The 22,915-nt window shown below is 37.6% G+C and carries 22 protein-coding genes; 9 read left to right on the top strand and 13 right to left on the bottom strand.

The window, feature by feature from the left end; all coding sequences use genetic code 11:
* Positions 1 to 8: 8 nt before the first annotated feature.
* Positions 9 to 2,186 carry an RNA degradosome polyphosphate kinase gene (locus PQG54_RS07580; protein ID WP_271788540.1) on the bottom strand — a complete coding sequence of 726 codons (2,178 nt, stop codon included), beginning with the start codon at positions 2,184 to 2,186 and terminating at the stop codon, positions 9 to 11.
* Positions 2,187 to 2,203: 17 nt separating this feature from the next.
* Entirely contained in the window at positions 2,204 to 2,998 is a 795-nt protein-coding gene (locus PQG54_RS07575) for a P-loop NTPase family protein (protein WP_271788539.1), read from the bottom strand.
* 118 nt (positions 2,999 to 3,116) lie between these two features.
* Between PQG54_RS07575 and purM the strand changes: the two genes are divergently transcribed.
* The 4 genes from purM (at position 3,117) to PQG54_RS07560 (ending at position 5,438) form a co-directional block, all read left to right on the top strand.
* Positions 3,117 to 4,229: a phosphoribosylformylglycinamidine cyclo-ligase gene (gene purM / locus PQG54_RS07570; protein WP_271788538.1), complete on the top strand. Its 1,113-nt coding sequence runs from the start codon at positions 3,117 to 3,119 to the stop codon at positions 4,227 to 4,229.
* 19 nt (positions 4,230 to 4,248) lie between these two features.
* Positions 4,249 to 4,866, top strand: coding sequence for a phosphoribosylglycinamide formyltransferase (gene purN / locus PQG54_RS07565; RefSeq protein WP_271788537.1), 618 nt, complete (start codon positions 4,249 to 4,251; stop codon positions 4,864 to 4,866).
* Between the two features lie 285 nt (positions 4,867 to 5,151).
* A complete protein-coding gene (locus PQG54_RS12450) occupies positions 5,152 to 5,316 on the top strand; it encodes a hypothetical protein (protein WP_370866891.1) in 165 nt (54 codons plus the stop codon).
* Positions 5,265 to 5,438, top strand: coding sequence for an SEL1-like repeat protein (locus PQG54_RS07560; RefSeq protein ID WP_271788536.1), 174 nt, complete (start codon positions 5,265 to 5,267; stop codon positions 5,436 to 5,438). Before PQG54_RS12450 ends, PQG54_RS07560 begins: the two co-directional genes overlap by 52 nt.
* A gap of 58 nt (positions 5,439 to 5,496) precedes the next feature.
* Here the strand turns inward: PQG54_RS07560 and ndk are convergent, their stop codons facing one another.
* Positions 5,497 to 5,919 (bottom strand): nucleoside-diphosphate kinase, encoded by a 423-nt coding sequence (ndk, locus tag PQG54_RS07555; RefSeq protein ID WP_271788535.1) that lies wholly within the window; start codon positions 5,917 to 5,919, stop codon positions 5,497 to 5,499.
* A gap of 124 nt (positions 5,920 to 6,043) precedes the next feature.
* Here ndk and PQG54_RS07550 point away from each other — a divergent pair, with 124 nt between their 5' ends.
* Positions 6,044 to 7,939, top strand: coding sequence for an ABC-F family ATP-binding cassette domain-containing protein (locus PQG54_RS07550; RefSeq protein WP_271788534.1), 1,896 nt, complete (start codon positions 6,044 to 6,046; stop codon positions 7,937 to 7,939).
* A gap of 46 nt (positions 7,940 to 7,985) precedes the next feature.
* Here PQG54_RS07550 and PQG54_RS07545 read toward each other — a convergent pair whose 3' ends face one another.
* The 4 genes from PQG54_RS07545 to PQG54_RS07530 form a co-directional block, all read right to left on the bottom strand.
* Positions 7,986 to 8,492: a hypothetical protein gene (locus PQG54_RS07545; RefSeq protein ID WP_271788533.1), complete on the bottom strand. Its 507-nt coding sequence runs from the start codon at positions 8,490 to 8,492 to the stop codon at positions 7,986 to 7,988.
* 12 nt (positions 8,493 to 8,504) lie between these two features.
* A complete protein-coding gene (locus PQG54_RS07540) occupies positions 8,505 to 9,632 on the bottom strand; it encodes a DegT/DnrJ/EryC1/StrS family aminotransferase (RefSeq protein ID WP_271788532.1) in 1,128 nt (375 codons plus the stop codon).
* A gap of 74 nt (positions 9,633 to 9,706) precedes the next feature.
* Positions 9,707 to 10,087, bottom strand: a complete 381-nt coding sequence (locus PQG54_RS07535) for a VOC family protein (protein ID WP_271788531.1) — start codon at positions 10,085 to 10,087, stop codon at positions 9,707 to 9,709.
* A gap of 358 nt (positions 10,088 to 10,445) precedes the next feature.
* Positions 10,446 to 12,416, bottom strand: coding sequence for a polysaccharide biosynthesis protein (locus tag PQG54_RS07530; protein ID WP_271788530.1), 1,971 nt, complete (start codon positions 12,414 to 12,416; stop codon positions 10,446 to 10,448).
* A gap of 60 nt (positions 12,417 to 12,476) precedes the next feature.
* On the opposite strand from PQG54_RS07530, the gene PQG54_RS07525 reads away from it, so the two are divergent.
* Positions 12,477 to 13,514, top strand: coding sequence for a glycosyltransferase family 4 protein (locus PQG54_RS07525; RefSeq protein WP_271788529.1), 1,038 nt, complete (start codon positions 12,477 to 12,479; stop codon positions 13,512 to 13,514).
* Positions 13,515 to 13,559: 45 nt separating this feature from the next.
* Here PQG54_RS07525 and PQG54_RS07520 read toward each other — a convergent pair whose 3' ends face one another.
* The 3 genes from PQG54_RS07520 to PQG54_RS07510 form a co-directional block, all read right to left on the bottom strand.
* A complete protein-coding gene (locus tag PQG54_RS07520) occupies positions 13,560 to 14,135 on the bottom strand; it encodes a hypothetical protein (RefSeq protein WP_271788528.1) in 576 nt (191 codons plus the stop codon).
* A gap of 215 nt (positions 14,136 to 14,350) precedes the next feature.
* A complete protein-coding gene (locus tag PQG54_RS07515) occupies positions 14,351 to 14,713 on the bottom strand; it encodes a MarR family winged helix-turn-helix transcriptional regulator (protein WP_271788527.1) in 363 nt (120 codons plus the stop codon).
* 213 nt (positions 14,714 to 14,926) lie between these two features.
* Complete coding sequence (locus tag PQG54_RS07510; RefSeq protein ID WP_271788526.1) at positions 14,927 to 16,339, bottom strand: amino acid permease; 1,413 nt, start codon at positions 16,337 to 16,339, stop codon at positions 14,927 to 14,929.
* 222 nt (positions 16,340 to 16,561) lie between these two features.
* Between PQG54_RS07510 and PQG54_RS07505 the strand changes: the two genes are divergently transcribed.
* The 3 genes from PQG54_RS07505 (at position 16,562) to fdxA (ending at position 19,843) form a co-directional block, all read left to right on the top strand.
* Positions 16,562 to 19,084 carry a helicase-related protein gene (locus tag PQG54_RS07505; protein ID WP_271788525.1) on the top strand — a complete coding sequence of 841 codons (2,523 nt, stop codon included), beginning with the start codon at positions 16,562 to 16,564 and terminating at the stop codon, positions 19,082 to 19,084.
* Positions 19,077 to 19,370, top strand: coding sequence for a S4 domain-containing protein (locus tag PQG54_RS12445; protein ID WP_370866872.1), 294 nt, complete (start codon positions 19,077 to 19,079; stop codon positions 19,368 to 19,370). The genes PQG54_RS07505 and PQG54_RS12445 overlap by 8 nt, the downstream gene beginning before the upstream one ends.
* 140 nt (positions 19,371 to 19,510) lie before the next feature.
* A complete protein-coding gene (fdxA, locus tag PQG54_RS07500; RefSeq protein ID WP_271788524.1) occupies positions 19,511 to 19,843 on the top strand; it encodes a ferredoxin FdxA in 333 nt (110 codons plus the stop codon).
* A 113-nt stretch (positions 19,844 to 19,956) separates the two neighbouring features.
* On the opposite strand, the gene cyoD is transcribed toward fdxA, so the two are convergent.
* From cyoD to cyoB, 3 genes are read right to left on the bottom strand one after another with little or no spacing between them, the layout of a single operon-like run.
* A complete protein-coding gene (gene cyoD, locus PQG54_RS07495) occupies positions 19,957 to 20,301 on the bottom strand; it encodes a cytochrome o ubiquinol oxidase subunit IV (RefSeq protein ID WP_271788523.1) in 345 nt (114 codons plus the stop codon).
* On the bottom strand, positions 20,301 to 20,921 hold the full coding sequence (gene cyoC, locus PQG54_RS07490) for a cytochrome o ubiquinol oxidase subunit III (RefSeq protein WP_271788522.1): 621 nt from the start codon (positions 20,919 to 20,921) through the stop codon (positions 20,301 to 20,303). Before cyoC ends, cyoD begins: the two co-directional genes overlap by 1 nt.
* Entirely contained in the window at positions 20,921 to 22,909 is a 1,989-nt protein-coding gene (gene cyoB, locus PQG54_RS07485) for a cytochrome o ubiquinol oxidase subunit I (protein ID WP_271788521.1), read from the bottom strand. Before cyoB ends, cyoC begins: the two co-directional genes overlap by 1 nt.
* Positions 22,910 to 22,915: the final 6 nt, after the last annotated feature.

The following is a 22,915-nucleotide window of genomic DNA, read 5'->3' as shown; positions in this document are numbered from 1 at the left end:
GATAAGCATTAAAGTTTTTTAGCGGTCAAAGATGGATTATCCATAAAATATTCATGTGCAGAAAATGGTTTGTCCACTGCCTCTATTCTGCACCATTTTTTATCATGGTTTAACTGCCACGATTGCAAATTATCTTTCAAATTAGCAACCATAAGCTGATTAAGAACCTTGTCGTGCATTTCTTCGGGAATAATTGGAATCATTTCTTCAATACGACGATCCATATTGCGTTCCATCCAATCTGCCGAAGACATATATACTTTCGCATAGGGCGATGGTAATTCATGACCATTGCCAAAAACAAATACTCTGGCATGCTCCAAGAAACGACCGACAATTGATTTAACGGTTATATTTTCTGATAACCCAGCCACTTGTGGTCTTAAACAACAAATACCTCTTACGACGATATCAATTTTGACCCCCGCACAAGAAGCCTCGTAAAGCCGATCAATTAATCTTGGATCAACCAGCGAATTAATTTTCAACCATATAGATCCAGGCTTACCAGCTTTTACGAATTCAATTTCTTGATCGATCAGCTCATTTAGTGTTTTACGAATAGTTAATGGAGAGAATGCAATAGCCTCCATCTGCGATGGGCGCGCATATCCAGTCACATAATTAAATAATTTTACTGCGTCCCGGGTAAGTTTAGGATTACAAGTAAAGTAAGATAAATCCGTATATATTTTTGCAGTAATCGGGTGGTAATTACCCGTACCGAAATGCGCATAAGTACGGGTAACATTGCCTTCCCTGCGCACCACAAGGCTTAATTTAGCGTGTGTCTTCCAATCAGCAAATCCAAAAACCACTTGTACACCAGCAGCCTCTAGATCACGGGACAAACGAATATTTGCCTCTTCATCAAAACGTGCACGCAACTCGACAATTGCAGTAACGGATTTTCCACTTTCTGCCGCTTCAATCAAGGCTCTTACAATTGGGCTGTTACTAGACGTCCTATATAAGGTTTGTTTAACGGCCAACACTTGAGGATCTTGTGCAGCTTGACGTAAAAATTGCACAACAACATCAAAACTCTCAAAAGGATGATAAACCAGCAAATCTTTGGAACGTAAAGCCGTGAAACAATCCCCTCCAGCCTCGCGGATACGCGCTGGAACTAAGGATTTATAATATGGGAACAATAAATCAGGACGATTTTCAACAATTAATTGCTTAACATCCACCATTCCCAATATACCATGATGTATCGTTACTTCCTCTGGTGGAACTTCTAATGCGTGGGCAACCAAATCTGCTAATTTAGTGGGTAATTGATTATCGATATCCAAATGAATGACAACGCCTCTGCGCCTACGTTTTAGAGCAGTTTCATAAGAGCGAACTAAATCTTCGGCTTCTTCCTCAAACTCAACATCCGTATCGCGAATAACACGTAACAGCCCGTAATTGCTGATTTTATAACCAGGGAAGATAGTTGAAATAAATAATGCAATGATATCTTCTAAAAGAACAAAACGTTGTATTTTAGAATTTTTGGGGGTAATCGGTAACGCTAAAAACCTTGATAATTGTGATGGTAACAAAATTAATACATATTTTCGATTACGGTCATTACGTTGACTAACTAATCGTAATGCAATAGCCATATTTAAATTAGGGATAAAAGGCACGGGATGGGCTGGATCCAATGCAATAGGTGTCAAAACTGGAAAAATACGTTCAAGGAAATAATTCTTTAACCATGCCAGATCATCATGGGTCAAATCTTGAGCCTGACAAACAACAATCCCAGTTTCTGCCAATAATTGTTTTAAAACAAGATAGGTCTGTTGCTGATTTTCAAATAATCCTTTGACACGCTCTCTGATAGCTGCAAGTTGTTGAGAAGGCGTTAACCCATCAGGTGAAGATGTGATTAATTTTTCTCGAACTTGCCCTGCTAAGCCTGCAACACGAACAGAGTAAAATTCATCAAGATTACTGGCACTAATGGATAAGTATCTTAATCTTTCCAACAAAGGATTTCTAACATTTTGTGCTTCTTCAACCACCCTTTGATTAAAATCTAACCAAGATAATTCACGATTGATGAATCGTTCAGGGCTTTTTTTAATAGGCACAACAGCAGTTTCTGTTTTTCTTGGTAATGCGGACACTCTACGAGTACGCGTTGTTGCGGGTTTACTTATGGTATTTTTTGGTTTAGGGGTCATCGAATTACAACTTTGAATTAAAAATCAGAAAAGAATAATGGCTCCTCAGTCTCTTCTAATGATTCTATAAAATCGAAAGAAAGTAAATCTTCTAAAACGCGGATTGCCAAATTTCTTGTTACCCCACCGCCATGTGCAAGCGTTGCTTCATCCAAACGACACACCGCTTCGCGAATCGCACTTGCGGTTCTGGGCAGACGAACCAATAACCAATCAATCATTGTCGAAGGAACAACTAATTGTCGTTCTGCCAACAAACGCAACAATAAAATACGGAGCAACGCATCTTCTGGCTGTTCGATCTTAACAGTTGTAATGGCTCGTAATCTGCTGGCTAAATCAGGCAGTTGAATATCCCATCGTGACGGCGGTGAACGTCCGCTTAACACTACAGCAAGACCAAGTTCTTTGGTCAAGTTTAACAAATGCAATAATGCCTGAGGGTTCGTAATCAGGTCAGCATCGTCTATCACAAGTGCCTTAACCCACTGCTCTTTTATCTTTTCCAGCCAATATACAGACGAATTTTGGGATAAAATGGAACCTGGTAAGAATAATGCCTCTTCTTTATCCGCCCATATTTGCAACAAATGGGTTTTCCCTGTACCAGAATCGCCCCACAATACCAATCGTTGGTCAGGCCAGGTTGGTATCGAACGGGTATTATGTTGAATGCCCAGCCAAGCTCTTGCCCCAGCATTCGATGTTGCCCTGATAAATTCGGAATGAATAAAGCGAGGATTATAGGGAAAAGGCAACGCCAACTGCCTTGGAGCATCCATCAAATGTCGTGGTTGACTTTTTTTCTGCATTCTTACTTTGCCAAAAATCATATCTGCCGTAAATATAGGTTTAATATGAAGTAAAATTCATTCATAATCAAATTCAACATCAACCTATCAAGCATTAAAGATAAAAGGCTGCTTTATAATGACTTCAGATTCTTCAGAAAACAAACATCCCTCTACCGAAAACGGTGCAACCTATGCACAATCAGGCGTTGATATTGCTGCTGGGGATGCTTTAATCGAAGCAATCAAACCAGCAGTTTCAAAAACCAAACAAGCTGGTGTTATGGGAAATTTAGGAGGGTTCGGTGCTTTATTCGACGTCAAAGCAGCTGGGTTCAAAGACCCTATCCTTGTTTCTGGAACCGATGGTGTAGGTACAAAGCTTCTGCTCGCCATTGAAACAGGATTATGTGATAATCTTGGTTTTGACCTTGTTGGCATGTGCGTCAACGATTTAATCGTTCAAGGTGCCAAACCTCTATTTTTCTTGGACTATTTTGCGACGGGTAAACTCGAGCTTGAACAAGCAAAGCGGGTTATTACGGGTATCAGTAATGCTTGTGAAGCATGTGGTTGTGCATTAATCGGTGGTGAAACCGCGGAAATGCCAGGCATGTATCAACATGGTCATTATGACTTAGCTGGCTTTGCAGTGGGTGCCGTAGAAAGGGATGCATTACTTCCCCAAAATATCGCCCCTGGTGCCAAAATCATCGGTCTGACATCAAATGGCCCTCATTCAAATGGGTTCTCTTTGGTTCGTGCAATTATAAAATCTCAGAATTTAGCATGGGATGATCTGGCACCTTTCGATACCGAACAACTGTTAGGTGAAGCGTTATTAGCCCCAACCAAACTTTATGTAGAACCTGTTATTGCCCTTCATAATGCAGGTCTGTTGCATGGCGCTGCACATATTACGGGCGGTGGAATCGTCGGGAACCTGCCACGGGTTATGCCAAAAGGAACAGTTGCGATTATTGATGGCGAAAGCTGGCCAATGCCTTCTGTATTCTCTTGGTTAGCACAAGCAGGCAATGTTTCCACAGAGGAAATGTTGAAAGTATTCAATTGTGGTATTGGAATGATTTTGATTGTTTCTGATGTTGCTGCCGCCAATGAATTGCTAAACAGCACGGATACCGAAGCCTATGTCATTGGTCATATCGCTGCCAGTGACAATTCAGACAGCGAACCAACTGTTGAATTTAGTGATCTTCCTGACTTTACTTTTATTTCAGACGCAGACTAATTTATAATAGGAAAACCATATGTCCTTTAAAGAACGTATAGCCATTCTTATCAGTGGTCGTGGCAGCAATATGGATGCACTTATTGCTGCTTGCGCAAAACCTTCTTTTCCTGCTTCTGTAGAACTTGTAATCAGTAATAACCATGACGCTGCTGGTTTGGATACGGCTCGTGATGCTGGTATCCCGACTCAAGTCATTGACCATCACCAGTTTGGCAAAGATCGCCAGGCCCATGAGCGTCAAATTGATGCAGCGTTACAAGCCCATAACATCTCAACCATTTGCTTGGCTGGATACATGCGTATATTAACACCTTTTTTGATTAATAATTGGGAAGGTAAAATCCTAAATATCCATCCCAGTATCTTGCCTCTGTTTCCCGGTCTTGACACTCATGCCAAAGCGATCAAGGCTGGCATGAAAGTGCATGGATGCACTGTGCATATTGTAACAGAAGACATGGATCAAGGTCCTATTCTGGGACAAGCTGTTGTCCCTGTCCTGCCAAACGATACAGAACACAGTCTTGCAAAGCGCTTATTAAAGCAAGAACATCTTCTATACCCACAAGTTTTAAAAAACTTTTTGCGAAAAGAAGAACCTGATATTAATGTTGATGCATTAATTAATGGATAAAGTTATAGCCCGAGAAATTAGTTTTCTTGGGCTTATTTTTATTATAAATAAGGATTAGTATTACAACGTATTATTTAATAATTATAAATGAATATATATATAAATATATCTTATTATTAGGATTTGGCTTTAGCTCATTAACAACACTCTCCTTAGCTCATGAAACCTCAGCACAAAAAATTATTGATTTACAACATCAACCCAATCAAGGAAATGCTGAGGCTCAATTTATACTCGAAGCATTATATGATGAGGGTGAAATAATTTCTCGAAACAAAGCCCAAGATAGAACGGTATACTAACGCTGCGAATAATGGAAATCTTAAAGCTCAGTATAATCTTGGCATAACTTATCTAGAAGACGACGACATTCCGCAAGACTATAAGAAAGCTAAAAAATGGTGGAAAAAGCGGCTAAACAAGGAAACGATAAAGCGCAATTTAATTTAGAAAGAATGTACTATCTTGGTATAGGCGTCTCTCAAGATCATCCAAAAGCAAAAGCGTATTTGAATCAAGCCTATTTAAATAAACTACAAAATGCCTGTAATGATTGTAAATTATTAAAATAACAAAAAAAAGGGCTAAAAGCTTCCTTTTAACCCTTTTATAATCGATACTTAATAAAAATTAAGCGTTAATTTCGATTTCAGCAAAGAAGAATTTAATTTCATTTGCTGCGTTTTCAGCAGAATCAGAACCGTGAACAGAGTTAGCTTCAATTGATTCAGCAAATTGAGCACGTACAGTGTGTGGTGCTGCGTCTTTAGGGTTGGTTGCACCCATGATGTCACGGTTTTTTTGAACTGCGTCTTCGCCTTCTAAAACTTGCACAACAACTGGACCGCTAATCATGAAAGATACGAGTTCACCAAAGAATGGACGTTCTTTGTGCACCGCGTAAAATGCTTCTGCTTGCGCTTGGGTTAATTGCATGCGTTTTTGAGCAACAATTTTAAGACCCGTGCCTTCGATAACCGCATTAATTTTACCTGTTAGGTTACGACGGGTTGCATCTGGTTTTAAAATTGATAAAGTTCTTTGAATAGCCATAATATATTTTCCTTATTTCATTATGAAGCAAATCATTCTTTGTAAATGACACGCGTTATTGGTAAATAAAAGAAATTTTATTATTTTGTCGATCATTTTTTTACTATTTTACACGGGCAACGCTGTGAGCACTCTGGTTATCAATAATTTAACACTTCGAATTTTCGGTCGTCCTCTTTTAGAAAACGCCTCTCTAACCATTGAAAATGGTCAAAAAGTGGGCTTGGTTGGTCGTAATGGAACAGGAAAATCGACATTACTGGCAGCTATCGCAGGGGATATGCCTATTGATGATGGTGAAATCTTAATTCCCAGCCGAATCAGAATGGCTCGTGTTAAACAAGAAGCCCCCTCTGGCCCACTCTCTTTGATCGATACGGTTCTAGCGGCAGATCAAGAGCGTGCGACTCTGTTACATGAAGCTGAAACAATCCAAGATGGCTATCGACTGGCTGAAGTCCATGAACGTCTTATTGCAATTAATGCCGACAGTGCCCCTGCCCGTGCCGCCGTTATTTTAGCAGGATTAGGCTTTAACGAAGAAAACCAACAACGCCCTGTCTCTGACTTTTCGGGTGGATGGCGGATGCGAGTTGCGTTGGCAAGCACCCTATTTTTAAACCCAGATCTTTTATTATTAGATGAGCCAACAAACCATTTGGATTTAGAAGCTACTCTATGGCTTGAATCTTGGCTTGAGAATTTTTCAGGCAGCGCATTAATCGTCAGCCATGATCGTAATTTATTAGATCAATCCGTCAATGCCATCGCACATCTCCACCAAAGAAAGCTATCATTAACTGTTGGTGGATATGAAGAATTCATCCGTATTAAAAATGAAAAAGCATTACAGCAAAATAGAGAAGTTGAGAAGATTGCCGCCAAGCGTGCCCATATGCAATCTTTTGTAGATCGCTTCAGAGCCAAAGCGACCAAAGCACGTCAAGCACAAGCGCGTCTCAAAGCCCTTGAAAAATTACCGCCTTTACAAGCAATTGTTGAAGAAACCCCTATTCACTTTGAGTTTCCCCAACCCATTGAATTACCCCCACCGTTAATTACATTACAACAGGTCAAAGCAGGATATGGCGATAGAACTATTCTTTCAGGCATTTCTTTACGTATTGATCCAGACGATCGTATTGCGTTGCTGGGGGCAAATGGAAATGGTAAATCAACATTTATTAAATTGATTGCTGGAAGGTTAAAACCGTTCGAAGGCACTATTCAAAATAACTCTAAATTATCCGTGGGCTATTTTGCACAACATCAACTGGAAGACCTCGTGCCAGAACATACCCCTTTGGAACATATACAATCCGCATTACCCAAAGCAACACAAACCGAACTGCGTGGACAATTAGCACGTTTCGGACTGGATGCCGATCGTGTCGATACCAAAGTCAACTCTTTATCAGGTGGAGAAAAAGCTAGATTAGTCTTAGCGTTGGCCACTCGTCATAACCCAAATATTTTATTATTGGATGAACCCACCAACCATTTGGATTTAGATGCCAAAGAATCCCTTGTTCATGCATTATCTGCCTTTAATGGTGCTGTGATTTTAATCTCTCATGATGCCAGATTAATTGAGCTAGTTGCTGACAGTTTATGGTTAGTCAATAATGGCACAGTTGCCCCGTTTGATGGAGATATTCAAGAATATCGTCAATGGTTAGATATTCAACGTAAAGAAGCCAATCAACAATCTAAAACAGATAATAATTCCGGAGCAAGTTCTCAAAAAGAAGCACGTAAAGACAGAGCTGAAAAACGGAAATTACTTCAACCTTTACGCAGTAAAATCAAAGATTCTGAAAAAATCATGAGCAAATGTGCGACTGAAATTCAAAAACTTGAAGAAAAATTATCGGATGTGAATTTTTACAATTCTGCCAATGCCGACGAAATGAAAGCTATTCAGATAAAGCTTTCGGATTGTCAAAAGAGACAAGCTGATGCTGAAGAGACATGGTTGGAACTTCACACTGAATTAGAAGCAGCCGAAGCTGAAATCTAAAAATATCCATAAAAAAGGGCTATAAAAGCCCTTTTTTTTATTTATATTAAGGGAACAATGTCCTTTGATAATCATATTGATCGACTAATTTTCTAAGAGGCGCGAACTCCTCATCTTCGCAAGTTTTTAAGAAAACTTTGCTGCCATCTTGATTGGACACTTCATAAAAAACCTTATTATTCCAATCTGCTTGGCTGATCCCCAGCCATAACACCAAAGTAAAAGGTCGAGGTTGTTGATCTTTTGGTTTGTCTGCATAGTCTTTTAAATCAATATTTTGATTAAATTGAATTTCAACATCACCAGTAGAGGGTGGATTGCGATGCAACGGTCCCCATCCCTTTTCATTTTTTTGAATCCAATCTTTAACGACTTTTAACTCATCTGGAGTTAACAAACGTTTCTTATGCAATGGCCCAACAATCAGCTCTGCATTCACAACAGGTGGAAACGCAACTGGCTTGAGTTCTTTACGTACCATAAGCCATACACCCAAGACAACCACAAGGCACAAAGCCAAGACTGAAGTTAATATAATATTTTGTTTACGCATTGAAGAAAGCCTTTATTCTTTGATCGCATGAATAATTTGTAAAACCTCTTCATCAGTAAGCTCTGGATGAATGGGTAATGCCAATATCTGTTTTGATATTTTTTCTGAAACAGGTAATACACTGCCATCATGGGAATGACAATAAGCTGGCTGTTGATGCAACGGCAAAGGATAATAAATCGCGGTTGGAATATGTCGTTCTTTTAATTTATTCTGTAATTGCACACGTGCATGTTCATCAGGCAACAAAATAGAATAAATCGCCCATGCACTTTGACTTTGAGGAACTCTTACAGGCACCTGCACAATCGAAGCTAAATGTTCATCATATAAACGCGCAATTTCTTCTCGTCTTGCAATCTCACCATCAAAAAAATCTAATTTCGCTAATAATACAGCTGCTTGGATCGTGTCGAGACGACCATTCATGCCCGTACGTAATACTTGATAGCGTGTTTTGCCTTCGCCGTGACTTCTTAATGAACGGTAAAGTTCTGCTTTCTCTGGATCATTGGTGAATATTGCGCCACCATCTCCATACCCTCCAAAGGGTTTAGATGGAAAAAAAGAGGTGACCGTTGTGTCCGCTTCATTACCCAATTTATGACCGTGATACACCCCTCCAAAAGATTGTGCACAATCATCCAACAAAAATAATTGTTCTTGCTGGGCAATTTGACGTAGCACATCCCAAGGCGCAGGTTGGCCAAATAAATCAACGCCAATGATCGCTTTGGGGGTTAATTCTCCTTCATCACGAATTTTTTGAATACAGCGTTTTAAATGGATTGGATCAATTTGAAACGTCTCTGGATCAATATCCACAAATACTGGCGTTGCCCCTAAAACCAAGGGAACCTCGGCCGTTGCTGTATAGGTAAAAGCAGGAAGGAAAACAGCATCCCCTGCACCTATATTTTCTGCCATCAAAGCAATCTGTATGGCATCAGTTCCAGATGAAACCCCAATACAAAATTTAGCACCAACATATAATGCCAATCGCTCTTCAAGCTCTTGAACTTCTGGCCCTAAAATGAACTGACAATGAGATAACACGCGATCAACACGATCTTTAACCGCACTTCCCAAACGTTGCTGTTGTTTTTTCAAATCAAGAAAGGAGATCGTATTACTCACCATTGTTCTCTTTTTTCTAAAATAAATTGATCTTTATTAAATTTATTACAGCCTTCTAAAGTGAAGACTGTTTAATATTAGCTTATTAAATAAAAACCACACAGTTTATTACCGTCAGGATCACGCAAATAAGCTAGATACATTTTCTTATTTCCCGCTTCTCTGACCCCAGGAGGATCTTCTACAGATTTTCCACCATGACTAATTCCTGCTTGATGCCATTCGTTTACTTGCTCTGGAGAGTCAAAATTAAACCCAATTGTCGTGCCGTTTCCATAAGTTGCGGGCTGACCATCAATTGGTTTCTTTACGCCAAAAAACTGATTGTCTCGGATATAGATCAAGCTGTCTTTAGGTCCGTCAATGGCCTGAACACCTACAATTTCAAATAGAGCATCATAAAATTTTCTGGATTTTTCTAGATCATTACTGCCAACTACTATATGACTAAATAACATTATTCTCTCCTTTGGTAATATTGGAATAGAGCTTTCATTTAAAGGCTATCATAATAATTAAAGTTTAACAAAGAGCTGTATACATTTAATTAGACAGACAAAATATATTTAATTTTAATACAATCTTAGTTAATTGATCATATTGATTTAACCTTGTCGTAAAAACAACATTATTTACTCCTATGAGAGGCATGAAGATAAATCAAATATAACTTTCTATTTCAACATGTCTCATGTTTAGAGGGTTCTCACCCCATTAACTTCTATTCTTTAAACTTTTGTCTGATATTTTTGATTGATGTATGTAACGGCACAACAAAATCATACCAATATCTTCTGCGTTAAATGATACTCGCTTTCAATTTACGTTCAATTTGTGCTGAAATTCTGGCACAAGTTGCTGTACAATTGAAATTGCTTTGTCAATATCTTCACGCTGACATGCCTCGGCAATTTGATTAATCAGATCATTCACTTCTTGCAAATTCACCGTTCTAGGGGTTGCCATCATTAGTCCAGCATGATCCGTAGGCATCGGGGCTTCACGGCCGTGGAAAAGCTCTTCAAACAATTTTTCACCAGGCCTTAATCCCGTAAATTCAATTTGAATGTCTTCGTCAGGTTTCAATCCAGCTAAACGTATTAATTGGCGTGCCAAATCAAGGATTTTAACAGGTTCACCCATATCCAACACAAAAATCCCACCGTTACGTAACATTTCATCCGTCGCTATATCACCATCTTTTTGCACAGTCGCTCTGACACTCGCTTGTAACACCAATCCTACAGCTTCAGGAACTGTCATAAAATAACGCTTCATTTCTGGATCGGTAACCGTCAAGGGTCCACCACTACGCAATTGTCTACGAAATAATGGTACAACAGATCCTGTTGACCCTAAAACATTTCCAAAACGAACGGTTACGCATCGCATCATATGGCCAGTGGGGATATTCAACATATTTTGTATTTTTTCTGGCTCGTGATGAATAGTCATATCCAACGCCTGACAATACATCTCTGCAATTCGTTTAGAAGTTCCCATCAAACTGGATGGATTAACAGCTTTGTCCGTGGAAATCATAATTAATGCTTTAACGCTAGCTTCCGCAGCTGCATTTGCAATAATACGAGTTCCAATAATATTGGTTAAAAACCCTTCAATCGGATTATTTTCAATCATTGGAACATGTTTTAATGCCGCTGCATGAAAAACCAGCTCTGGCTTGTAATATTGAAATACAGCTTGAATTCTTGCTTTGTCACGAATATTGGCCAGCACAAGTTTACGTTCACCTTGTAATTTCCACTCCGCAAGCTCTACATTAATCTTCCATAACGCATATTCACTATGATCTAATAAAATAAGTAACTTTGGGGATAAACGTGAAATCTGCCGCACTAACTCCGAGCCAATACTGCCACCAGCCCCCGTAACAACGATCACACGATCCCGAATCATTAACTCCATGCCCTCTTGATCTAATGGAACCTGAGGCCTGTTTAATAATTCTTCCAACGCAATTGGCTGTAATTCAACATTACTGGCGGGTGATAAGTTGGTTAGGCTTGGCGTCCGTTGAACTTGGATTTTCCAATTTTCAGCAATGGATAATAGCTTGCGTAACTGAGGCCCTCTTAACTCACCCCCTGTAATCACTAAGATAGAAGGGAGTTTATTTTGCTGATTTAAATTAGATAAAACGTCTGGTAACTCATCAAAATTACCTAAAATGGGTGCATTATGAATCCGATGTCCTTTGCGACTTTGACGAAAAGAAATCAGACCAACAACATATAATGAATTTTGAACATCCCTTTTGGTAGCACGGATAAACAGATCAATATCTTCATCAGTACCTAATAATAATATTTTTTGTTTTTTCTGGCGATTTAATTTAATATTTTCCGATGTAAATAAACGATAACCAACACGTCCACCACCCATCAATACCAATAAAACCAGTGCATAAATAATAGGAAATGTAACAGATGGTGTTGAAAATCCTGTTACCAGCAATAGACATGTAAATAAAACTGAACTGGCAATCGAAGCCGCCGCAATATTTAATAAATCAGCAATTCCAGAAAAGCGCCAATATTGCTGAGGGATGTGAAAAGGCAGACCGCTTACCAATAATGTTAAGACACCGCTGGCTAAAAACCATAATGGATGTAATAAGCCACCTTGGGGATCAGACAACCAACGTGCCAAAGGAGCCGCAATTGCTGCTAATATTGCGTCCATGACAATATTAATCACAATACGATTATATCTCTTTGTTTGCTTTGTTGCTGGGGATAAATTAGACTGTTGCAATGTCCTCATTCCATCTTTATAGCCTATAACACAATATCAACTCTTATCATTTCTTTATAAAAAAAAACAATGACCTCTTTTTCGTTTCATCCATTATTTTTAATTTGGCTTATTGGTACGACACTCTTATCTGCTGTAATCGTAAAGGCAATGGCACGTATCGGCGTAATGGATAATCCGATAGAACGCAGTTCTCATACTATTCCTACCCCTAAAGGGGGTGGCGTTGGTATTATCTCTGCATTTTTGATAGGCAGTATAATAATATTTCCATTATTACACCAACCTTATCTCATTTCTATCTCTGCTTTACTAGGAGCCGTTGCATTTCTATCGATTATTTCATGGCTTGACGATGTTAAACAATGGTCTGCCATCATTAAACTTGCTGCACAAATATTTTGCGCAACAATTATCACCCTTTTCATTCCATCACTTTCGTTGCTTCAACAAAGCTATTTCATCTTCGTTCCCGTTATCATTCTAGGATTAGTTTATGTAATCAATGCATTTAATTTTATGGATGGATTAAACGGTCTCGCTGCTGGTGTTGCAGCCATTAGTTGCTTATTTTTTTATTATCAAACCCAACAAGTTGATTTTGCCTTAATCGCCATAGCTCTTTTCTGTGGGTTAATGGGTTTTTTACCGTTCAACTATCCCAAAGCAGAGATTTTTATGGGAGATGTTGGCAGCCAATCTTGCGGATTGCTGCTAGCCGCCTTTGCCATAGCCCCTTTTAATAAATTAGATCACATCAGTATTACGACAATACCTTCTGAGACGATATTAATATTTTTCTTATTATTTGGTATACTCTATGACGTAACCTTTACGTTGATCCGAAGAACCAAAGAAAAAGCACCGCTTTTAAAAGCTCATCGAAGCCATTTGTACCAAATGGCTCATCGTTGCCAAATCCCAGCCAGCATCGTAACCATCATTGAATGGTTATTTTGCATTTGGGGGGGAATGCTGGCTTTATTTATCCCACTAACCACTTCATTAAATACAATTTGTGCTTATAGTTTACTAATTATACCACAACTTATATGGACTTTATTTATTTTGTATAAAACAAGACAACATAACATAAAAAAATGGTAGGATAAAAACCCTACCATTTTTAATCACATTAACATTGTAATAAAGTTATTTGCTAGCTTTATTAAGTTGCTGTTGATTTAAATCTTCTGTAGTTGTTTCTGCTTTCGCAGCTTTTTTACTTGCTTTTGCACTCTTTTGTAGTTTTGAATCTACAAAAGAAATAGTAAATCCACCTGGTGCACCAGCAACACGTCCGCCCATTGTATTTGTATCAAATGCAATTACAACGTTTTTTGTATTTTTCATATTCGCAGCACCAACGCCAACACCAGCAGTTGCTTCACCACCAGCAGATGCATAGTTTCCTGCAAAATCATAAATATGTTTCAGATTATACACATGGCCTTTTGCTTGAGATTTTGAAAAACCAAGTGCAACAATATCGCCACCTTTGATTTTAAATTTATAACTCTTGCCATGATATTTTAATACACCGCTGCCCCAAGTGTATCCAACACCCACATCAGCAGAGTGGAAAGTCATATAAACACTGCCTGATGGTTTTTCAGAGGTTGCCGCAGGATGATCAACAGACTGATTTTCTGCTGCATAAGATTGATGGCTTAATGCCAAAGGTGCACTAATAAAAGTGGCTGCTAGTAATAAAGAAAATTTATTCATAATTAAAACTCTCAAAATAAGTGATAAGCAATTTATTTGTTATACTCAATTTATTTAACAATAAACCTACAAATAATTCAAGTATTTTACAAAACAATATTATCTTGATACTAACCAAGATAATATTGTTTTTATAGTATTGCCTAAACTTTATTCGAAAATTCTAGAAATTCTCATATTCTCATCAAATGATCAAAAAAGTTCTTATTTAAAGATTATTTTTTTGCAGCACTGTTGATAATATTTTTAATGTTTGTCAAATACTCTTTACCTGCATCGGTATGTTGGATCAAAACTGAACGACGATCCATAGGATCCGTTTTTCTGGTTACAAATTCAAGTTCTTCTAAACGATCCAGCGCACGAGTAATTGCTGGTTTTGAAACATTTAGATTGGCAGCCAAACCTCTTACGGTTTGGACAGCTTCATCCAAATAGCAAATTAAAAATACAGCTAATTGACGTGCAGATAGATCAGGAGTGTCCTGACGTACCAATGTTGTAATTGTTTCTTTTAAGATAACAATTTGTTGTTCAGATGTTGTTTTTTCATTGTTCATTTTATTTAAACCATTCATTTTATCAAAACTGTTTCAAGATTATTTCTTTATATTCAACATGAGTATCCGCAACCGGAATATCAAGATTGTAGTTAAAATAATATTGACGAAATTATAATTCAGCCAATATTATTCTAACATTTTATTACTTCATGTAATATATTTTTAAATTAAAATAAAGTTTATTTATAAAACAAATATTCTAAATATATGATTATTATGAACTGTCGCCTAATTTTTATTAATTGTCATATCTAGCAATGTTTTCCAACGTTTTTTGACCTCTTGTGGAATTAAAATATAACCTATCCCAAGCGAAACAAACCATGCTAACCCTAAATACAACCCGACTCTTGTCGTAGATTGTAACGTTAACGTGAATATTGTTAAAACGATAAAAATCATACAAACCCAACAGGAAAAAACACCTCCAGGCATTTTAAATAGCGATGTTTGATGACGCTCGGGGTATTTTTGTCGATAACGAATATAAGAAAATACAATTAAAAACCACGTGAATAACGTGATAATAGTTGCAACTGAGGTCACTGAAATAAAAGTATCAATGATGCTTTTATTCCCCACCGCCAATAAAATGACCGCTGATAACAAACAAGCACATGAAAAAACCAATCCATTTACGGGAACAGACGATTTGGAAAGCTTCATAAAAAATCTTGGTGCTTTGTTCAACGAAGCCAATCCATATAACATTCTACTGCTTGAGAAAATACCACTATTTGTTGAAGAGGCTGCAGAAGTCATAACCACAACATAGACAACCGCTGCTGCTGCGGATAAACCAGCAAATTTAAATAAAACAATAAAAGGACTTTGACTGGGGTCAATACGGTGCCAAGGTATAACAGCCATAATTACAATGACTGACAAAACGTAAAACATAATAATACGTAGTGGGATATTATTAATTGCTTTGGGTAGGTTTTTATAAGGATCTTTCGATTCTGCGGCGACAGTTCCTATTAATTCCACCCCAATAAAGGCAAAAGTCGCACTTTGAAATCCAGCTAAGAATCCTCGAAATCCATTGGGTAAGATATTGCCATCATTTAAAACATTACTTATAGAAGTGACCTCTCCTGAAGGAACTTTAAAGGCGATAGCTATAAAAATTCCACCCACTATAATTAAAACACAAATTGCAATTATTTTAATGATTGCAAACCAAAATTCCATTTCACCGAATAATTTAACTGTTAAACTATTTAAAGTGTAAAACAAAGCAATACACACCAGAGCAGGTATCCACGACGGCAAGTTAGGATAGAACATATGTGTATATCCTGAAATCGCAACCAAATCTGCAATTCCAACCGCTATCCAGCAAAGCCAGTATGACCACCCCAATAAAAATCCTGCAAAAGGCCCAAGTAAATCACTGACAAAATCAACAAAGGATTTATAATTTAAATTAGAAAGTAAGATCTCTCCCAACGCTCGCATGACCAAGAAAACAACTATACCAATCAACATATAAATTAATACAATAGAGGGTCCCGCAAGTTGAATCGTACTACCAGAGCCCAAGAATAACCCTGTACCAATACATCCCCCAATTGCGATTAGTTGAATATGCCGATTGCTTAAATTACGTTGTAAGCTATCATTTTGATCTTGCTTCATACAAAAACCTTTACCAATCCTTTAATATTTACTCATAAGACAAGATGAATTATTTTGTACTTAATTGACTATCTTCGTCGTCAAAAATATCTAAAATAACGAAAAAGATTTATTTATGATATTCTAGAGCGTGAAAGCTATTTTAAGTATTTAACCGTATGCCACCTTAATTCTAATTCGCAAATAATATTGTTAAAACCCCACTAAAATAAAGTGTTTTTTATGTCTGATATAATAAAAGCAATTCTCGGCCCCACAAACACAGGAAAAACACATCTTGCACTTGAAAGAATGATGGGACATCTATCTGGAACGATTGGTTTTCCTCTGCGCTTATTAGCCAAAGAAAACTACGATCGGATGGTCGCAATCAAAGGGGAGCAATATGTCGCTTTGATTACAGGAGAGGAAAAAATTATTCCTCCGAAAGCAAAATGGTTTTCCTGTACCGTAGAAGCGATGCCAACCCACATTCCAGTAGATTTTGTTGCAATTGATGAAATACAACTTTGTGCTGACCCAGACAGAGGACATATTTTCACCGATCGATTACTACATTGCAGAGGGAATATTGAAACCATGTTTCTAGGGGCAGATACAATTACCCCTATTTTAAAACAACTTATTCCACATATTGAAATTGATTCACGCCCCAGACTATCCAATTTGACCTATACTGGATTTGATAAATTTACCCGATTGCCCCCCCGTTCTGCAATTGTTGCTTTTTCTGCTAACGAAGTCTATGCCATCGCTGAATTTATTAAAAGACGACACGGAGGCTGTGCGATTATCATGGGACGATTATCGCCTCGCACGCGTAATGCTCAGATGGAACTATACCAAAACAAAGAGGTTGATTACTTAGTCGCTACAGATGCAATTGGTATGGGATTAAATATGAATGTAAATCATGTTGCCTTTGCCAGCCTTTCTAAATATGACGGACGCCAATTACGTAATCTATATGCTTATGAAGTTGCTCAAATTGCTGGAAGAGCGGGGCGAGGAATGCAAGATGGAACCTTTGGAACAACAGCTAATTGTTTAGGAATGTCTGAAAAAATAGTAAATGCTGTTGAAAATCATCATTTTGATTCTTTGAAACAACTCTATTGGCGCAATCATACACCTGACTTTTCAAATCCATCAAAATTACTTGCTTCGTTAAGCAAAGCCCCTCCTATAAAAACATTAATCACCAGCCAACATGCTTGTGACCTTCAAACATTGATCTATCTTATTCAAGATCCAGAAATCATGGCGTCTTGCACAACCGAACAAAACACAAAACTTCTTTGGGAAAATTGTCAAATCCCTGACTTTAAAAAACTTGGCAACGATAACCACGCTCGGATCTGTAAAAAAACCTTCTTGTTCTTACTAAAACAAGGTCATATTCCAGAAACTTGGATCCACCAACAAATAGAACAACTGAACCATACCCATGGTGATATTGATACATTAATGCAGAGGCTGTCTGGCATCAGAATATGTTCTTATATTGCAGCTAAAAATCAATGGTTGGAAAATGCTATTTACTGGCAAGCACAAGCCAGAGAAGTCGAAGATAGCCTCTCTGATGCTTTACATACTGCATTAATGAGCCGTTTCGTTAATCAAAGAGCTACTTCTTTACTACGAAACTTAAAAAATCAAGAGAAAGATAATCTTCTGACCTCAATTTCTGCGACAGGACATATTTTAATTGAAGGGCAAACAATCGGCTCTTTCAAAGGATTTACGATTGAACTTCAAGAATCAATTCCTCAAGAAGATTACAAACTTGCCCTTAGAAGCATACGGAAAAATATTCGTAAATTAATTCCTCAGCAACTCCAAAAATTTATACAGAGCAAAGATGATGAATTCGAAATAGAATTTAAAACAGGTAATATTTTATGGGAACGAACCCCCGTTGCTAGATTAAAAAAAGGACATGATTTATTACATCCTCAGATTTTATTATTAGATAACGAATTTCTAGATAACGAAATGAAAAATATCCTTCTAACAAGGCTACAAGAATTCCTTTCTCGACAAATCAAATCCTTATGCCCAACATTAATAAAATTACAAAATAATAATATATTACCAGCAATAGTTCGTGGATTAGTCCATCGAATTTATGAAAATGCAGGCATTTTATGGAAAGAGAAATCTGACAATTTACCTAAATCAACAAAAAAATTATTATTAAAATATAATATCGTTCAAGGGCAATATGCTTTTTATTTGAAAGATATATTCAAAGAAAAAAAAACAAAACTGAGAGCTTTTCTATATCATATATTTTATAATCAAATAGATGCCAATACAATTCCATTGCCACATCTGGTGTATATCTCAACAGTAAACGCAAGAATTGATATAAATTTTTTTAAATATCTTGGATGGATTAAAATAAGCAACCAGTTTTTACGCCTAGATATCGCAGAAACAATCAGTAAACGTCTTAAAAACAAAGCCCCCAAATACCCTTCAACCCTTAAAAAGCAAGATATTACCCCTCTACCCTATATTGCAGAAACTATCCCAAGTTTATTGAAATCACTCGATTTCTTTATTCAAAAACCACAAAAGCCATCCAAGACAACGATAGGTCCCCCAGCCCCTTTACTTTACGCCACTGTTCCATTCCAAAAGAAAAAACAAAACAAAAGTAAAATAAAAAAACACCTAAAATTATCCAATCCATCCGTGATTGACTTGCAACAATTTTATAACACTCATCGCCATGATTGACTTTGAATGCCAAACCCAACGCATAGATCTCTGGTTATGGCATGCCAGAATCTATAAAACACGAAGCATCAGTACAAAATATATACAACATGGAGCTTTTCGACTAAATTCTTGCCCTGTTACAAAAGCATCTTGCACAATTAAAAAAAATGATATTTTGACGTTCGTTTGGTATGACACAATCAGAGTCATCAAAATACTTAATTTAACCAAACAACGTGTCGCTGCGAAAAATATCTCTCTGATTTATCAAGAAATTCTTGAAACTTCAGATGTAAAGTTATAAAGAATATAAATATTTTTCTTGTCATAGCCTTAAATAGTTACTAAATCACTATGACGAACATTCAAATAAAACTGAATGCCACAGATTTCTTAATGACTAGGGGTTAATACCCCTTTAACAGATATGAATCGGAGAAAGCAATGACCTATGTGGTCACGGAAAACTGCATCCGTTGCAAATATATGGATTGTGTCGAAGTTTGCCCCGTAGATTGTTTCTATGCTGGTGAAAACTTCCTTGTTATTAGCCCAGAAGAATGTATTGATTGCGGCGTATGTGAACCAGAATGCCCCGCGGAAGCCATCTTCCCAGACAGTGACGATCGTGCTGCAGATTGGTTAGAAGTCAATGCTGAGCTTTCGAAATCTTGGCCTAATATGAGCCGAAAAGGCGATACACCTGCTGATGCAGATGAATGGAACGGCAAAACAGACAAAAAAGAATTGCTTTCAAAAGAGCCTCACAAAGATTAATTTCCTTAAGTAGCTCGTAAAAAAACCCTTAACTTTTTAAATAAAAGTTAAGGGTTTTTTATTGGTTCATTCATCTGTCTTTATATGAAAATAAAGACAGATTATTATGAAAATTATCGAGACATCATCAAATGACCAACATTATGCATAACAAATAATGTACCAAAACAAATTACCAAGGCAACGAATACAGAGAATAAGAAAGAGACAACCTCTGAACGTTGTTCCGGAGCAGCACTAACATGTAAGAAGAAGGTGACTTGTACAAATATTTGTATTACAGCCAACACTCCTAATCCAATAATGATTACTCCATTTGATAAACCTGTTTTTAGCAGCACAATACAAAATGACGCCAAGGTTAATACAACAGATAGTATGAACCCAACAATATAAGAAACTATAGAGCCGTGTCCATGGTCTTCCCCATGAGAAGAAACTGCATGATTTTCTACCATTACAACATACTCAACAGATAAACAAAACTAAATACACAGATCCAGATAATATCAAGGAAATGCCAGAATAAACTTAAACAAGTTAAGCGAGGCATCATATGCGAACCTACACCTTTGGTAGCAACTTGAATCATTAAAACAATCATCCAAATTAAACCAATGGTCACATGCAATCCATGTGTTCCAACAAGTGTAAAGAACGCAGACCAATGCGCACAAGATTCTGGTGTTGCACCTTTAGAAATTAAATGCATAAATTCTTTGATTTCTAAACCAAGGAACCCTGCACCTAACACTGCAGAAACAACCATCCATAGTAATGTTCCAGATCTGTTCCCTTTATGGGCAGACAACATGGCAAAACCAAATGTCAAAGAACTTAACAACAATAAAGCTGTTTCATATGCCACTGTTGAAAATTCAATATCACCAGCGTGAAGAAGCTCTTTGAACGTTGGCGCACCAAAAAACTGTCCATGTAACACAGCATAACTGGCAAACAAACATCCGAAAATAACGCAGTCAGACATCAGGTATAACCAAAACCCAAATACTGAATGATTTTCATGTTCGTGTTCGTGATGACCACCGTTTGCTGTCATTGTACTATTTTCACTCATTATTCAGCCACCTGTGTCATAATGTTACGAGAATGTTCTTTCTCAATACGTTCGACTTCTGCAGCAGGGATAACAAATTCTTTGTCTTCCTTAAAGCTATATCCTATGACAATTAACAACATAAGGATACCAGCGACAATAGCCAACCACCATATATGCCATACTGCAGCAAAACCAAAGACAAATGAAAGCATACCAATAAAGAAACCTGCAGAGGTATTTTTTGGCATGATAATGTCTTGATAAGGTTCAGAAGTACGACGTGTATCAATACCGTGCTCTTTATCATAAGCAAACGCATCACGAGCATGAACAACTGGAATATGTGCAAAGTTATAAATAGGAGCAGGTGATGACGTTGACCATTCTAGTGTACGACCATCCCATGGATCACCAGTAATATCTTTATGTCCTGGTTTATCCATATTCCAAATACCGAGGAAAATTTGTGTGAGCTGACACACAACACCACAAAGAATACAGAACGCACCAACACAAGCAATAATTAACCAAAAATGCCAATCAGGATTGTCATAATGATTTAATCGACGAACCATTCCATCGAAACCAGTAATATACAAAGGTACGAATGAAAGGAAGAAACCGAAGAACCAGAACCAGAAAGCTGCTTTACCAAGACCTTGGCTCATTTTAAAGCCAGTTACTTTAGGTGCCCAGAAGTTCATACCAGCAATATAACCGAAATACACACCACCAATAATTGTATTATGGAAGTGAGCAATCAAGAATTCACTGTTATGTAATACAAAGTCACTTGCAGGAATAGCAAGCATAACGCCTGTCATACCACCAATAACAAAGACAATCATAAAACCAATTGTCCAATACATAGGTGCCGTAAATTCAATACGCCCTCTATACATTGTAAATAACCAGTTAAAGATTTTAACCCCTGTTGGAATAGCGATAATCATCGTCATAATACCAAAGAATGAGTTTACGTTTGCACCCGCACCCATGGTAAAGAAATGGTGAACCCAAACTAACAATGACAATACTGTAATTGTCAAAGTTGCATACACCATCGTTGCATAACCGAACAATGGTTTTTTACAAAATACTGGAACCAATTCAGAAAAACAGCCAAACGCAGGAATAACAAGAATGTAAACCTCTGGATGTCCCCATGCCCAAATCAAGTTCAAGTATAACATCACGTTACCGCCAAGTTCGTTGGTAAAGAAATGCATGCCTAAATAACGGTCAAGTGTCAATTCAGCAATAGAAACGGTTAATGCTGGGAATGTTGTGTAAATCATAATACATGCAGCAAACACAGTCCAACAAAAGACTGGTAAACGCATCCATGTCATGCCAGGGGCACGCATCTTACACATCGTTGTCATAAAGTTGACGGCGGTCAATACTGTCCCAATACCAGAGATCTGAACAGCCCAGATATAATAGTCAACACCAACACCAGGACTAAATTGTAATTCAGAAACTGGAGGATATGCCAACCAACCTGCTGTAGAGAACTCACCAATAAATAAAGAGATATTTACTAGGATCGCACCTGCAGTCGTCAACCAAAAACTTAATGAGTTAAGGAATGGAAACGCAACGTCACGAGCACCGATTTGCAACGGCACAATCAAATTGAACAAACCTTGCATGAACGCCATCGCCATGAAGAAAATCATGATGGTGCCGTGTGCAGTAAAGATTTGATCATAATGGTGTGGAGGCAGATAGCCAGGGCTATCAAAAGCAATCGCTTGTTGCGTACGCATCATTAATGCGTCACAGAAACCACGGAACAACATCACCAACGCAAGAACGATATACATAATACCGATACGTTTATGATCAACTGAAAAAAGCCAGTTTTTAAATAAAACAGTCCATTTGCCATAATATGTAATTGCAAATAAAACTGCCAATCCAATAATTGCTACTCCAACGAATGTTCCCACCAAAATGGGCACATTGTATGGAATATCTTTAAGACTTAAAATTCCTAACATATTTCC

This window comes from Commensalibacter communis, assembly GCF_947179015.1.
Taxonomy (GTDB): domain Bacteria; phylum Pseudomonadota; class Alphaproteobacteria; order Acetobacterales; family Acetobacteraceae; genus Commensalibacter; species Commensalibacter communis.
Note: the sequence above shows the minus strand (reverse complement) of the source record. Positions and strands in the feature narration are given on the sequence as shown.

Excerpts from the sequence above, each read along its gene's own strand:
- PQG54_RS07580 (WP_271788540.1), bottom strand. The coding sequence starts at position 2,186 with ATGACCCCTAAACCAAAAAATACCATAAGTAAACCCGCAACAACGCGT.
- PQG54_RS07575 (WP_271788539.1), bottom strand. The coding sequence starts at position 2,998 with ATGCAGAAAAAAAGTCAACCACGACATTTGATGGATGCTCCAAGGCAG.
- purM (WP_271788538.1), top strand. The coding sequence starts at position 3,117 with ATGACTTCAGATTCTTCAGAAAACAAACATCCCTCTACCGAAAACGGT.
- purN (WP_271788537.1), top strand. The coding sequence starts at position 4,249 with ATGTCCTTTAAAGAACGTATAGCCATTCTTATCAGTGGTCGTGGCAGC.
- PQG54_RS07560 (WP_271788536.1), top strand. The coding sequence starts at position 5,265 with ATGGTGGAAAAAGCGGCTAAACAAGGAAACGATAAAGCGCAATTTAAT.
- ndk (WP_271788535.1), bottom strand. The coding sequence starts at position 5,919 with ATGGCTATTCAAAGAACTTTATCAATTTTAAAACCAGATGCAACCCGT.
- PQG54_RS07545 (WP_271788533.1), bottom strand. The coding sequence starts at position 8,492 with ATGCGTAAACAAAATATTATATTAACTTCAGTCTTGGCTTTGTGCCTT.
- PQG54_RS07540 (WP_271788532.1), bottom strand. The coding sequence starts at position 9,632 with ATGGTGAGTAATACGATCTCCTTTCTTGATTTGAAAAAACAACAGCAA.
- PQG54_RS07535 (WP_271788531.1), bottom strand. The coding sequence starts at position 10,087 with ATGTTATTTAGTCATATAGTAGTTGGCAGTAATGATCTAGAAAAATCC.
- PQG54_RS07530 (WP_271788530.1), bottom strand. The coding sequence starts at position 12,416 with ATGAGGACATTGCAACAGTCTAATTTATCCCCAGCAACAAAGCAAACA.
- PQG54_RS07525 (WP_271788529.1), top strand. The coding sequence starts at position 12,477 with ATGACCTCTTTTTCGTTTCATCCATTATTTTTAATTTGGCTTATTGGT.
- PQG54_RS07520 (WP_271788528.1), bottom strand. The coding sequence starts at position 14,135 with ATGAATAAATTTTCTTTATTACTAGCAGCCACTTTTATTAGTGCACCT.
- PQG54_RS07515 (WP_271788527.1), bottom strand. The coding sequence starts at position 14,713 with ATGAATGGTTTAAATAAAATGAACAATGAAAAAACAACATCTGAACAA.
- PQG54_RS07510 (WP_271788526.1), bottom strand. The coding sequence starts at position 16,339 with ATGAAGCAAGATCAAAATGATAGCTTACAACGTAATTTAAGCAATCGG.
- PQG54_RS07505 (WP_271788525.1), top strand. The coding sequence starts at position 16,562 with ATGTCTGATATAATAAAAGCAATTCTCGGCCCCACAAACACAGGAAAA.
- PQG54_RS12445 (WP_370866872.1), top strand. The coding sequence starts at position 19,077 with ATGATTGACTTTGAATGCCAAACCCAACGCATAGATCTCTGGTTATGG.
- fdxA (WP_271788524.1), top strand. The coding sequence starts at position 19,511 with ATGACCTATGTGGTCACGGAAAACTGCATCCGTTGCAAATATATGGAT.
- cyoD (WP_271788523.1), bottom strand. The coding sequence starts at position 20,301 with ATGGTAGAAAATCATGCAGTTTCTTCTCATGGGGAAGACCATGGACAC.
- cyoC (WP_271788522.1), bottom strand. The coding sequence starts at position 20,921 with ATGAGTGAAAATAGTACAATGACAGCAAACGGTGGTCATCACGAACAC.
- cyoB (WP_271788521.1), bottom strand. The coding sequence starts at position 22,909 with ATGTTAGGAATTTTAAGTCTTAAAGATATTCCATACAATGTGCCCATT.